General features: G+C 43.8%; 11 protein-coding genes. 8 read left to right on the top strand and 3 right to left on the bottom strand.

Annotated elements, in window-relative coordinates; genetic code table 11:
• The first annotated feature begins 1 nt into the window (after position 1).
• Both purH and purD read left to right on the top strand, forming a co-directional pair.
• Positions 2-1,540, top strand: a complete 1,539-nt coding sequence (gene purH, locus GLW08_RS19595; RefSeq protein ID WP_160850319.1) for a bifunctional phosphoribosylaminoimidazolecarboxamide formyltransferase/IMP cyclohydrolase — start codon at positions 2-4, stop codon at positions 1,538-1,540.
• An 18-nt stretch (positions 1,541-1,558) separates the two neighbouring features.
• Entirely contained in the window at positions 1,559-2,842 is a 1,284-nt protein-coding gene (purD, locus tag GLW08_RS19590) for a phosphoribosylamine--glycine ligase (protein ID WP_160850318.1), read from the top strand.
• Here the strand turns inward: purD and GLW08_RS22305 are convergent.
• Together GLW08_RS22305 and GLW08_RS19585 are read right to left on the bottom strand one after the other, a co-directional pair.
• On the bottom strand, positions 2,811-2,927 hold the full coding sequence (locus GLW08_RS22305) for an EYxxD motif small membrane protein (protein ID WP_337193966.1): 117 nt from the start codon (positions 2,925-2,927) through the stop codon (positions 2,811-2,813). The genes purD and GLW08_RS22305 overlap by 32 nt on opposite strands.
• Positions 2,928-3,076: 149 nt before the next feature.
• Positions 3,077-3,334, bottom strand: a complete 258-nt coding sequence (locus tag GLW08_RS19585; protein WP_160850317.1) for a YgaP family membrane protein — start codon at positions 3,332-3,334, stop codon at positions 3,077-3,079.
• A gap of 83 nt (positions 3,335-3,417) precedes the next feature.
• On the opposite strand from GLW08_RS19585, the gene GLW08_RS19580 reads away from it, so the two are divergent.
• Genes GLW08_RS19580 through GLW08_RS19570 form a run of 3 tightly spaced genes read left to right on the top strand, consistent with a single transcriptional unit; the run spans position 3,418 to position 6,626 of the window.
• Entirely contained in the window at positions 3,418-5,157 is a 1,740-nt protein-coding gene (locus GLW08_RS19580) for an adenine deaminase C-terminal domain-containing protein (RefSeq protein WP_160850316.1), read from the top strand.
• A 47-nt stretch (positions 5,158-5,204) separates the two neighbouring features.
• The gene (locus GLW08_RS19575; RefSeq protein WP_160850315.1) at positions 5,205-6,305 is read left to right on the top strand and encodes a DUF3048 domain-containing protein; all 1,101 of its coding nucleotides are present in this window, start codon (positions 5,205-5,207) and stop codon (positions 6,303-6,305) included.
• Between the two features lie 18 nt (positions 6,306-6,323).
• Positions 6,324-6,626 carry a YerC/YecD family TrpR-related protein gene (locus tag GLW08_RS19570; RefSeq protein WP_036823294.1) on the top strand — a complete coding sequence of 101 codons (303 nt, stop codon included), beginning with the start codon at positions 6,324-6,326 and terminating at the stop codon, positions 6,624-6,626.
• 291 nt (positions 6,627-6,917) lie between these two features.
• Here GLW08_RS19570 and GLW08_RS19565 read toward each other — a convergent pair whose 3' ends face one another.
• Positions 6,918-8,300, bottom strand: a complete 1,383-nt coding sequence (locus GLW08_RS19565) for a glycine--tRNA ligase (protein WP_160850314.1) — start codon at positions 8,298-8,300, stop codon at positions 6,918-6,920.
• Positions 8,301-8,693: 393 nt separating this feature from the next.
• Here GLW08_RS19565 and GLW08_RS19560 point away from each other — a divergent pair, with 393 nt between their 5' ends.
• The 3 genes from GLW08_RS19560 to ligA are packed head-to-tail and all read left to right on the top strand — an operon-like array spanning position 8,694 to position 13,680.
• Positions 8,694-9,383: a heptaprenylglyceryl phosphate synthase gene (locus GLW08_RS19560; protein ID WP_160850313.1), complete on the top strand. Its 690-nt coding sequence runs from the start codon at positions 8,694-8,696 to the stop codon at positions 9,381-9,383.
• Between the two features lie 15 nt (positions 9,384-9,398).
• Positions 9,399-11,657, top strand: coding sequence for a DNA helicase PcrA (gene pcrA, locus GLW08_RS19555; RefSeq protein ID WP_160850312.1), 2,259 nt, complete (start codon positions 9,399-9,401; stop codon positions 11,655-11,657).
• Between the two features lie 13 nt (positions 11,658-11,670).
• Positions 11,671-13,680: an NAD-dependent DNA ligase LigA gene (gene ligA / locus GLW08_RS19550; protein ID WP_160850311.1), complete on the top strand. Its 2,010-nt coding sequence runs from the start codon at positions 11,671-11,673 to the stop codon at positions 13,678-13,680.
• The last annotated feature ends 7 nt before the right edge of the window (positions 13,681-13,687 follow it).

The following is a 13,687-nucleotide window of genomic DNA, read 5'->3' as shown; positions in this document are numbered from 1 at the left end:
CGTGGCTCAGACAAAGCGCGCACTACTAAGTGTATCGAATAAAGAAGGTATTGTAGAATTTGCTACCCAACTAAACCAACTCGGTTATGAGCTTGTCTCTACTGGTGGCACAAAACGTACGCTAGAGGAAGCGGGTGTTACCGTAACAGGCATTTCTGACGTAACCGAATTTCCGGAAATTTTACAAGGCAGAGTGAAGACACTTCACCCTCATATACATGCCGGCCTGTTGGCTCAAAAGACAAACCAAGATCACATTCAACAACTAGAAGAGCTTGGGATAACAGGGATAGACTTAGTGGTTGTGAACTTATATCCATTCAAAGAAACCATCGCAAAAGAAGGCATTACAGAGGCTGAGGCAATTGAGAACATCGACATCGGTGGACCTACGATGCTTCGTGCAGCTGCGAAAAACTTCGAACATGTAACGGTTGTCGTGCAACCAGAAACCTACAGTGAAGTGCTCTCTTATTTACAAGAAGGCGATGTGCCTGTTTCCTACAAAAAGCAACTAGCAGCGAAAGTGTTTCAGCACACAGCAAGCTATGATGCTCACATTGCCAATTATTTTGCAGAAGCCATTGAAGAGGAAACTCCTGCGCAATTGACGAAAACGTATGAAAAAGTTCAGTCCTTACGTTATGGAGAGAATCCGCACCAACAGGCAGCTTTTTATCAAGATCCATTGTATAAGGGAGTCTCTCTTGCTCACGCAGAACAATTGAACGGTAAGGAATTATCTTTTAATAATATCCAAGATGCGAATGCAGCGCTTTCGATGGTGCTTGACTTTACAGAACCAGCAGCGATTGCAGTGAAGCATATGAATCCTTGTGGCGTTGGTGTGGCGGATGATCTACTCAGCGCGTATGAGCGTGCTTATGCAGGGGACCCTGTATCGATTTTTGGTGGAATCGTTGCCGTGAATCGTGAAGTAGATGAGGCTACTGCAGCAAAAATGAAGGAGATTTTCTTAGAGATTATCATTGCGCCATCTTTCTCACAGGAAGCCCTTAATGTCTTAACCCAAAAGAAGAACTTGCGCCTGCTTAAAGTGGATATGGAAAAAGAAAAAACATCTGACCAACAACTTGCTACCGTACGTGGAGGATTACTTGTACAGGATGTTGACCAAGGTACACTAGACGACGTCACGACTTCTGTTCCAACCGATCGTCAGCCGACAGAACAAGAATGGGAAGACTTGAAGCTTGCTTGGAAAGTTGTAAAGCATGTGAAATCCAATGCGATTGTCGTAGCGAAAGGGAATCAAACGGTTGGTGTAGGTGCTGGACAAATGAATCGTGTAGGTGCTGCCAAAATCGCCTTTGAACAAGCAGGGGATCATAGCAACGGTGCCGCGCTAGCAAGCGACGCATTCTTCCCTATGCCGGACACGGTGGAAGAAGCAGCAAAAGCCGGAGTGACTACGATTATCCAACCAGGTGGCTCTAAGCGCGATCAAGATTCTATAGATGCATGTAATCAGCATGGCATTGCAATGGTGTTTACGGGTATGCGTCACTTTAAACACTAAATAAAAGGGAGCGATAAAATGAATATTCTTGTTGTTGGAGGCGGAGGCCGAGAGCATAGTATCGTGCAAGCTTTATCGAAAAGTAACAAGGTTCAAACCGTTTATGTAGCTCCTGGGAATAAAGGTATGACCGAAGCAGAATTCGTGCCAATTTCAGCGACAGACCCTGTAAAGTTAGTGAATTTTGCAAAGGAGCAACAAGTTGGCCTAACGATTGTTGGGCCTGAGCTTCCTCTTTTAGATGGTGTGGTTAATGCTTTTCAAAAGGCTGGACTTGCTGTATTTGGTCCTACAAAGGAAGCAGCTCTCATCGAAGGAAGCAAGGCCTACGCGAAAACCTTGATGGAGAATTACGCTATTCCAACTGCTTCCTACCAAACCTGTACATCAACGGTTCAAGCGAAAGATTATGTGATTGAGAAAGGTGCTCCCATCGTAGTGAAGGCAGATGGTTTAGCTGCTGGAAAAGGTGTAACTGTAGCCATGACGCAAGAAGAAGCCTTTCAAGCCATCGATTCGATGATGGAAGATGAACAATTTGGTGCAGCTGGTTCTCAAGTAGTGGTGGAAGAGTTTTTGGATGGAGAAGAATTTTCATTGATGGCGTTTGTGAGTGGAGAAAAGGTCTATCCGATGATTCCTGCTCAAGACCACAAACGAGCACTTGATGGTGATCAAGGACCGAATACAGGTGGGATGGGGGCTTATGCGCCAGTGCCATCTCTTTCTGAAGTTTATATAAAGCAAGCTATAGAGACCATTCTAAAGCCTACAGCTAAGGCGCTTGTACAGGAGGGACGTTCCTTTACGGGGATTTTATATGCGGGATGTATTAAAACAAAGGAAGGACCTAAAGTCATTGAATTCAATGCGCGTTTCGGAGATCCAGAAACACAGGTAGTGCTACCTCTCTTGGAGAATGATCTTCTGCAGGTCATCGAGGATGTTTTGGCAGGTAAAGACCCGCAACTTCGTTGGAAAGAGGACTATTGCGCAGGTGTAGTGCTTGCATCTGAAGGCTATCCAGGCCCCTATGAAAAGGGAAACCTTGTACCGGAACTACCTCATAATAAGGAAGGCCAATTCATCAATTATGCAGGTGTGAGCAGGCATGAAGACAGGCTAGTATCCAATGGGGGGAGAGTCCTGCTCGTTGGAGCATTGGCTACTTCATTGAAAGATGCTGTGGCCAAAGTTTATAACACATTTTCATCCGTATCGATCGAAGAAGACGCATTCTTTTACCGACAAGATATAGCGCATAAAGCCCTTAACTCTTCCGCTTCTTGTGAATATAAATAAACGCTATAGCCACAATACTTCCAATAATCGTAGCAATTACAAAAGTCATATCAGTTAAGTACTCCGTGATGTTCAATTCATTCAATGGTTATTCCTCCTTATAGATGCGCCCGGTTCGAGGACCGGGCGTGTTTGTTTTAATACCAGGGTGTGGTGGTGTTAGTGGATATCCGCCCGTTTGCAGCAAATCTGTCAGTTTTAAGCAGTAAGAGTCCCAGCTAACCGCCACTCCTACTAAGAGGGATTAAAATAACTCTCTTGCTCTTCCTCGTTTTCCTCGTCTTCAGAATTCATCATGCTTTCGCCTACAGCTGTTAGAGGGCAGTATCTCACAATTCCCTCTGCAACTTTCATGGAGGCAAGCATGATCATGAACCAGTGACCTTGGCGCCACGGTCTCCGCACCATTTTAGCTGTGCTGTAGCAAAGCATCGTTAAGCCTACCGTAATTCGAATCATGGCATTGATGATGCCGATATTTTGACGTACCATTTTTTCACATTCCCTTCAAAACGTTAATGCAGCAAACTGCGCTGATGTGTTAAACTAGAAAAAAAGCAATGGAGGACTACACGATGAACGAACACCGTTATAGATGGCGCAACCGACAGCTACGTGAACATGTCGCTGTAGTAGACGGTCACGTGCTGCCAACAATCGTATTAACTAATGCAACGTATTTGAACGTATACATGAAACGATGGATGCAGGCTCATATTTGGATTTATGAGGATCGCATTGTGTATGTTGGAGACAAACTTCCTGAACAGAACGATACAACAGAGTTTGTGGATTGCTCTGACCAGTATTTGGTCCCGGGTTACATCGAACCTCATGTCCATCCATTTCAGTTATATAATCCCCATCGATTCGCTCAATATGCATCGCAAACAGGTACAACTACCTTAATTAATGACAACCTAGTGTTGCTTTTTTTATTGGAAACTAAGAAAGCGTTTTCTTTATTGGAAGACCTAAATGATTTACCTGTGTCCCTATACTGGTGGAGTCGATTTGATTCTCAATCTGCCTTGCAAGACGAAGATACATTTATTAAAGAAGAACAAGTCCTTTCGTGGCTTGAGCATGACGCCGTTTTACAAGGAGGCGAACTCACGTCTTGGCCAAGTGTTTTAAAGGATGATGACCGTGTTTTACACTGGATGCAAGAAACAAAACGAGCCCGCAAACCGGTGGAGGGACATTTTCCGGGTGCTTCTGTGAAAACCTTAACGAAGATGAAACTGCTTGGAACTGATGGCGACCATGAAGCCATGACAGGGGAAGAAGTGTTTAATCGGCTTAGCTTAGGATATAACGTTGCCTTGCGTTATTCTTCCATCAGACCGGATCTTCCACAAATCATTAAGGAAATGAACGAATTAGGCATTGATCATTATGATCAAATTATGATGACCACCGATGGAAGCACTCCTTCTTTTTATGAACAAGGAATTATGGACCGTTGTATCGAAATTGCATTAGAGAACGGCATCTCTGAGGTAGAAGCATATCGAATGGCTTCCTTTAATGCAGCCAAATACTTTGGAATGGAACACCGTATTGGTAGCATTGGTCCAGGCCGTGTAGCGCATATTAATTTTCTGAATGCCAAGGACGAACCAACCCCTCACTCTGTTATTGCAAAAGGGAAATGGGTGAAGCGGGACGGACAATCAATAGATGAGGCTGACACATTTGATTGGAGCCAACACGAAATGGGTCCGTTAGAATTGGATTGGGAAATGGACGATAAGGACTTTCAATTTTCATTACCACTTGGGCTTGAAATGGTGAATGACGTCATTTTAAAACCATATCCTGTTCAAGTTGAACTGGCATCTAATGAGGTAAGCACAGAGGATGAAGCGTTCTTAATGCTAGTCGATCGGGACGGCAAATGGAAAGTCAATTCAATGTTGAAAGGATTCACAACATCCTTAGGAGCGTTGGTGAGCTCCTATTCTAATACGGGGGACCTCGTTTTAATTGGGAAACGTAAGCAAGATATGAAACTTGCCTTTCAGCGGATGAAGGAACTAGGAGGAGGGATTGTACTCGCACATGATGGCGAGATCATTTTTGAGCTTCCATTGCATATTGCAGGTATGATGTCTGAAAAACCAATGGGTCAACTGATAGAAAAGGAAAAAGAACTGAAAAAGTTGCTATCAGAACATGGATTTCCTTTTGATGATCCAGTTTATACGTTGTTGTTTCTATCTTCTACCCACTTACCATTTATCCGAATTACACCAAAAGGAATTATGGATGTGAAAAAGAAAGAGGTACTCTTTCCTGCAATAATGCGTTAAAATATGAAATAGGTTAAAGAAATAGTTGTGAAAAGAAGGGTGTAGGTATGATGTATAAACGTCTAATCTTACTATTTCTTCTAGCTTTTCCACTTATATTAGCTGCATGCGCAGATAATTCTTCTAGAGAAGCACAAAATGTAGAAACAATCGACCGAGATGAGACTAACGTGCAAAAGGAAGAGGATGGGGGAAATACGAAAGAAGAAAAGCAAAAACAAGAGCCAGTATATCAAAATATGTACCCGCTAACAGGCGAGCCTACAAATGAAGATGTAGATGACCGGATTGTGGCGGTAATGGTGAACAATCACTCTTTTGCCCAACCACAAACGGGGTTAACGAAGGCAGATATGGTCTATGAAGTGTTAGCTGAAGGCCAAATCACTCGATTCGTAGCTTTTTTCCATAGTGACATGCCGGATGTAGTAGGTCCTGTGCGAAGTGCTAGGGAATACTATATTAATATTGCTAAAGGCTACAACGCACTTTACCTTTATCATGGAGCGGCTACATATATTGAGAATCAACTTAAGCAAGGTTGGATTGACCATTTAAATGGGATGTATTATGACGATAATGGAACGCTTTTTAAACGAGAAAGTTTCCGAAATCCTCCACATAACTCCTATCTCCAAATGGATGGAGTATATAAGACAGCCGAAGCCAAAGGGATGGAAGTCGAGAAAAATCATAAGCCCCTTCCTTTTCTAAGTGACCAAGAGGTGGAAGGCTTAAGTGGAGAGACAGCAACAGATGTGAAAATCACATACTCTACTACACCACAAGAGACAGTTACCTATAAGTATGACAAAACTTCTAAAAAATACGTGAGATACAGTGACGGGGATAAAACCATCGACAGAGAAACGGAAGAACCGATGACGGTTGATAATGTATTTATCGTCGAAACAGGTCACGAAATTATTGATAACGTCGGCCGCCGAGCAGTAGATTTAGACTCCGGGGGTAGCGGGTATTTACTACAAAGAGGGAAAATGCAAGAAGTTCAATGGAAAAATGTAAACGGACGAATTCTGCCATACAAGGATGGTAAGAAGCTAGGATTTGTTCCAGGGAAAACGTGGGTGAACATTGTTCCAGAACGTCCTGGGATCCAACAATCCGTAAACATGAGTGCGCAATAGACAAAAGGAGTGTCCAAGATGCAAATTGATAAGTTACGCGGAAAGGAACTAGACCAACTATTTAAAGCCATTCTATCTTTAGAAACAGTCGAAGAATGCTATGAATTTTTCGATGACCTAGCAACTATGAACGAAGTGCAATCGTTGGCCCAGCGCTTAGAAGTTGCGCGCATGCTCCGTGATGGCCATACGTACCATAAAATTGAGGAAGACACAGGAGCATCTACGGCAACCATCTCCCGTGTGAAGCGTTGCTTGAATTATGGAAATGATGCTTATGTGATGGCGCTAGACCGTGTTGCAGAAAATGAACAAGAATAAGAGAGGCCCCTGCTCAGTTGAGCGGGGGTTTTTTTAGTGTGCTTTGGTGGGGTGCATGGGGCTGCTGCGGAGATTGAGGGGCTCGGGGAATGGGGGTTGCTCGCAAATTTGAAAATATGATCCGAAATCTGCAATTTTGCTCGGAAATCGAAAAAGTTGCTCCGAAAATCAAAATTCTGCTCGCAAATCCCAAAAAATGCTCCGAACCCCGCCCACCCGCACCGCACCCCTGCATCCGCGCATCACAGCACAAAAAATGCCCAATCCTAAGATTGGGCATCCTTCACACCATTAATAATCTATTTTCCCCTCTAAAAAGCTGCGCAATTCAGAGATGTTCATACGTTTCTGCTCCATTGTGTCACGGTCCCGTACGGTTACTTGACCGTCTTCCTCTGAGTCGAAGTCATACGTAATGCAGAATGGTGTTCCGATTTCGTCGTGGCGGCGGTAGCGTTTACCGATAGAGCCAGCATCGTCATAATCGACCATGAAATGCTTGCTTAAGTCAGCAAATACTTCTTTCGCTTGCTCGCCAAGCTTCTTGGAAAGTGGGAACACGGCTGCTTTGTATGGTGCGACAGCAGGGTGGAACTTCATAACAGTACGAGAAGACCCATCTTCAAGCTCTTCTTCCTGATAAGCATCAGCTAGGAACGATAGCGCCAGGCGGTCTGCACCTAGAGCAGGCTCGATGACATATGGAATATAGCGGTCGTTGTTTTCTTGATCGATATATTGGAAGTCCTCGCCAGAATGTTCCGCATGCTGGGTAAGGTCAAAGTTCGTACGAGACGCAATGCCCCACAGCTCGCCCCATCCCATTGGGAATTTATATTCGATGTCTGTTGTCGCGTTACTGTAGTGAGACAACTCATCAGACTCATGCTCGCGTAAGCGAAGGTTTTCCTCCGTGATGCCTAGAGAGGTTAACCAGCTGTGGCAGAAATTCTTCCAGTATTCATACCATTCAAGCTCTTCACCAGGCTTACAGAAGAATTCCATTTCCATTTGTTCGAATTCACGTGTACGGAAGATGAAGTTACCTGGCGTGATCTCGTTACGGAAGCTTTTTCCGATTTGGCCGATACCAAATGGAAGTTTCTTACGCATGGAACGCTGTACGTTTTTGAAGTTTACAAAAATCCCTTGTGCTGTTTCTGGACGTAGGAAAATTTCATCGGTTGAATCCTCGGTTACACCTTGATGCGTTTTGAACATCAGGTTGAACTGACGGATACCTGTGAAGTTTTGCGCTCCACATGTTGGACAAGCGATATCATGCTCGTCGATTAGCTTTCTCATTTCATCAAATGGAAGGCCATCGACAATCATCTCGTTGCCTTCAGCTTCTAGTTTGTTTTCAATTAATTTGTCAGCACGGTGACGAGATTTACAGTCTTTACAGTCGATCATTGGGTCATTAAAGTTGCCCAGGTGACCAGATGCTTCCCATGTTTTTGGATTCATTAAAATAGCTGCATCCAATCCAACGTTCATCGGATTTTCTTGGATGAATTTTTGCCACCATGCACGCTTTAAGTTATTCTTTAGCTCAACACCAAGTGGACCATAATCCCATGTGTTCGCTAGTCCTCCGTAAATTTCAGAACCTTGAAAGATAAATCCACGATGCTTTGCATGTGATACTAGTTGCTCCATACTGCTTGACATAAGTATTTCCTCCTTTTGTTTCCAACAATTTGTAGCCCCTTGAGACAGAAAAAACTCCCGCCACTGGGACTAATTCTAATCCCAGGGACGAGAGTTTTTACCCGCGGTTCCACCCTGATTGATGCTTTTATGCATCCACTTTATGTGTGCATATTCGGGAATGCCGTTTCCTTCCTCCGTTCTCTAGGCTTTCACCATCCCTAGATCGCTTGGGTGAAGAGGGGGGAAGTACTATTTTTCCGTCATCATATGATCAATATTAATTTGCTTATTAATAGTAGCATAGCGGATATTGATTCACAAGTCCAGCCTAAAAACAACAACTTCCCGTTCATATGACGTGTCGATTTTTGGTATAATGTATAGATGGAAAACGAAAACGGAGGATCACACATGTATGATATGAACCAATGGGAGCACGTGTTTAAGCTTGATCCCAATAAAGAGATATCTGATAAAGATTTAGAAGACATATGCGAATCAGGAACAGACGCGATTATGGTTGGGGGTACAGATGGTGTTACGCTAGATCAAGTATTGTCATTACTAGCTAGCATTCGTCGCTATACCGTCCCAGTTATTTTAGAAATTTCCAATTTAGAATCGATCACTCCTGGTTATGATTACTATTTTGTCCCTACGGTATTAAATAGTACGGACAAGAAATGGGTGATGGATCTTCATCACCAGGCTGTTAAAGAATACGGCGAGATCATGAACTGGGATGAAATCATGGTAGAAGGGTATTGTATTTTAAACCCTGAAGCGAAGGCTTATCAACGAACGGAATGCGATATGCCTGATGACGAAGATGTAGTGGCGTACGCACAAATGGCAGAGAATATGTTTAAGCTGCCGATTTTTTATATGGAATACAGTGGAACTTATGGCAATCCTGAGCTTGTTGAAAAAGTAAGCCATGCCCTAAAAGACACGCTACTCTTTTACGGTGGCGGAATCCAGTCTAAGGAACAAGCGAAAGAAATGAAGGCGTATGCCGATGTTGTTATCGTTGGAAACTTAATATATGAAAATAAGAAAGCAGCACTCAAAACGGTCAAGGCCGTAAAAGAACGAGAGTAAAGGAAGGTGTCTCCTTTGAGCCCGTTAGCGAATGACTTACTAAAAGGTTTGAATAAAGAACAACAACAAGCAGTGAAAAAGACAGATGGTCCACTATTAATTATGGCTGGAGCAGGGAGTGGTAAGACCCGTGTACTTACCCATCGAATTGCGTATTTATTAGGGGAAAAAGATGTGTCGCCCCGAAATGTACTAGCCATCACGTTTACGAATAAAGCCGCCCGCGAGATGAAAGAACGTGTCCGCGATATTATTGGTCCAGAAGCCAATGATATGTGGATTTCCACATTCCACTCCATGTGCGTTCGCATATTGCGTCGCGATATAGACCGTATCGGAATCGATCGTAATTTTTCTATATTAGACTCTACGGATCAGCTTTCGGTTATTAAACAAATACTAAAAGATCTGAATCTTGATCCGAAGCAATACGATCCTCGTGCCATGCTCGGTGCGATTAGTAGTGCCAAAAACGAGTTGAAAACAGCAGAAGATTTTGCGAAAACGGTCGGCAATCATTACGAACAGCAGATTGCAAAGGTATATGAAAAGTATCAAAAAACTTTGCGGAAGAATCAATCACTAGACTTTGATGATTTGATTATGCAGACGTTAACGCTATTTGATCGCTTGCCAGAAGTGCTGGAGTATTACCAGCGCAGGTTCCAGTATATTCACGTGGATGAGTATCAGGATACGAACCACGCCCAGTATCAGCTTGTAAAGTTAATGGCAAGTCGCTACCAAAACCTTTGTGTTGTAGGCGACTCGGACCAATCGATTTATAAATGGCGTGGAGCCGACATTCAAAATATCATGTCTTTTGAGAAAGATTATCCAAGTGCAACGGTCATCATGCTTGAGCAAAATTATCGCTCCACGAAGAGCATTCTGAATGCAGCCAACGAAGTCATTCAACTAAACTCAGGCCGTAAGCCGAAAAATTTATGGACCGATAACGATGATGGGGAGAGCATTCAGTATTACCAGGCGCCATCTGAGCGTGATGAAGCACTGTTTGTTACGAATCGGATCGAAGAAATGGTTCACGGCAAGCAGTTCAACTATAAGGATTTCGCGCTTTTATATCGTACCAATGCCCAGTCCCGTACGATTGAGGAAACGTTTGTGAAAGCGGGCATTCCGTATCAAATCATTGGCGGTACAAAGTTCTACGACCGTAAAGAAATCAAAGACTTGTTAGCATACCTGCGTTTGGTTGCCAATCCGAATGACGACATTAGCTTTTCTCGTATCGTAAACGAACCAAAACGTGGTGTTGGGAAGACGTCGCTTGAAAATCTGCAAATGTATGCCGCTCGTCATGATATTTCCCTATATGAAGCAGTTGGGGAGGTAGAATTTGTTGGCCTGAGTAAAAAGGCAACTGCGGCCCTTAAGCAATTTGGCCAAATGGTGAAAAACTGGACTCAGCAACAAGATTTCCTATCTGCGACAGACTTAGTGGAAGATGTGTTAAAACAAACAGAATATGAAGAGATGTTGAAAAGGGATAACAGTTTAGAGGCACAAAGTCGTTTGGAGAATATTAACGAATTCCTATCGGTTACAAAAAACTTTGAAGAGAATAATGAAGATAAGAGTTTAATTAGCTTCTTAACGGATTTAGCACTCGTTGCCGATATTGATCAGGCCGATGATGATCCATTCGCTGATGATAAAGTAACGCTCATGACCCTTCACTCTGCCAAAGGTCTGGAGTTCCCAGTTGTGTTCCTTATCGGAATGGAGGAAAGCATCTTCCCTCATAGTCGTTCGCTCATGGACGAAGAAGAGATGGAGGAAGAACGACGCCTTGCGTACGTAGGTATTACAAGAGCGGAGCAACAGTTATTTTTAACCCATGCCAAAATGCGTACACTATTTGGTAAAACAAATATGAATCCAATGAGTCGCTTTATCGATGAGATTCCTCAAGAATTAATCGAAGGCCGAGACGGAAAGAGCAATCAGCAAAGCAGTTCGCCGTTTAGTGGAGGATATAATGATCCAGCTCCGTCCGGGTTTACTAATGGAAAACAATCTCAAGAACAACCAAAGCGTAAAGCAACCACGATGAAGAAGAATGCCGGAACAGGTGGCGAGAGCCTCGAATGGAAAACAGGTGACAAAGCGTCTCATAAGAAATGGGGCGAAGGTACAGTCGTCAATGTAAAAGGAGAGGGCGATTCCATGGAACTAGACATCGCATTTCCAGCACCAACCGGAGTCAAGCGTGTTCTAGCGAAATTCGCTCCTATATCGAAAGCGTAACTGAGGTGAGTGCATGAATAGAGAAGAAGCAATCGAGCAAATCAAATCCCTACGAGAAGAGTTGGAACAATACAATCATGAATACCATGTATTGGACCAACCATCTGTATCGGATTATCAATACGACATGAAAATGCAGGAATTACTCAAGTTAGAGGAAGAACACCCTGACCTTGTAACATCCGACTCTCCTTCCCAGCGTGTGGGAGGGGAGCCTTTGGATGCGTTCCAAAAGGTGCAGCATACGATTCCCATGCTCAGTCTTGGCAATGCATTCAATGAAGACGAGCTTCGCGAATTCGACCGTCGGGTTCGGGAAGGCGTCGGCGTCGATGAAGATGTGAGCTATGTCTGTGAGTTGAAAATCGATGGCCTCGCTATTTCCTTGCGCTATGAAGACGGCGTATTCACGCAAGGAGCTACTCGCGGAGATGGTACGACTGGGGAAGATATTACACAAAACCTTCGCACCATTAAAAGTATTCCTCTGCGCATTAAGGAAGAAGAAACGATTGAAGTGCGTGGCGAAGCGTTTATGCCTCATCGATCGTTTATTGCATTGAACGAAGCTAGAGAGGAATCGGAAGAGGAGCCTTTTGCCAACCCACGTAACGCGGCAGCAGGTTCGCTTCGTCAACTGGATCCGAAAATTGCGGCCAGTCGTAACTTAGATATTTTTCTATATGGCGTAGGCCAGTGGGATGCAGGGGAACTGGAATCTCATAGCGAACGCCTGGAATACATGCAGAAGCTCGGGTTTAAGACGAATCCTGAATGGAAAAAGTGCCCGACCATTGAAGATGTCATCGACTATGTAAACACGTGGACAGAATCACGCGAGAACTTAAATTATGAGATTGATGGAATCGTAATCAAGGTAGATAATCTCGACCAGCAAGAAGAACTTGGTTTTACGGCCAAGAACCCTCGTTGGGCCATTGCCTACAAATTCCCTGCCGAAGAAGCGATTACGAAGATTACTGACATTGAGTTAAGCGTCGGCCGAACGGGAGCAGTAACACCGACGGCAGTCCTTGAAGCGGTTAAAGTCGCAGGTACGACTGTCAAAAGAGCGTCCTTGCATAACAAAGACCTCATCCGTGAAAAGGATATTCGCATTGGCGATACCGTCGTCATCAAAAAAGCTGGCGATATCATCCCAGAAGTCGTGCGTGTTTTGTTTGATGAGCGCACAGGGAATGAAGAGGAATACTTTATGCCAGAAACGTGTCCAGAATGTGGTAGTGAGCTTGAGCATCTTGAGGAAGAGGTTGCTTTGCGTTGCTTGAATCCTAACTGTCCAGCTCAACTAAGGGAAGCGCTCATTCACTTTGTGTCTCGAAACGCAATGAATATTGATGGACTAGGGGAAAAAGTGATTGCGCAACTTTTCCGCGAAGATTTGGTTCATACCATCGCCGATTTATATAAACTAGAAAAAGAAGCGTTGCTTCAATTAGAGCGTATGGGCGAAAAATCAGCAGACAATTTATTGAATGCGATAGAAGCCTCGAAAGATAACTCCATGGAACGACTGTTATTCGGACTTGGCATTCGTTTTGTAGGAGAGAAAGCAGCCAAAACGCTATCACAAGAATTTGAGACGATGGAACGCCTCAGCCAGGCCACATACGATGAGTTGATTGAGATCTATGAGATTGGCGAAAAACTAGCAGACTCGGTCGTGCGCTATTTTGAAAAACCACAGGTGCTGGAACTCATTCAAGAATTAAAAGCGCTTGGCTTGAACCTGGAGTACTTGGGACAAAAGAAAAGCCAGGCAGCTGAAGATTCAATTTTTAATGGGAAAACGGTGGTTATTACTGGTAAAATGGAGGAGTATAATCGTTCCGAAATCAAAGAACGAGTCGAAGCATTTGGTGCAAAAGTGACAAGCAGCGTCAGCAAGAAGACGGATTTATTGATTGCTGGGGAAGACGCTGGTTCTAAATATGACAAAGCTCAAGACCTAGGGATTGAGATTTGGGATGAACAACGCTTCATCGAGGCGTTAAACCAATAGGGAGAGT

Origin of the sequence: Pontibacillus yanchengensis (genome assembly GCF_009856295.1) — a bacterium.
Taxonomy (GTDB): domain Bacteria; phylum Bacillota; class Bacilli; order Bacillales; family BH030062; genus Pontibacillus; species Pontibacillus yanchengensis_A.
The sequence above is the reverse complement of the archived record's forward strand: the minus strand, read 5'-3'. Positions and strand labels throughout refer to the sequence as shown.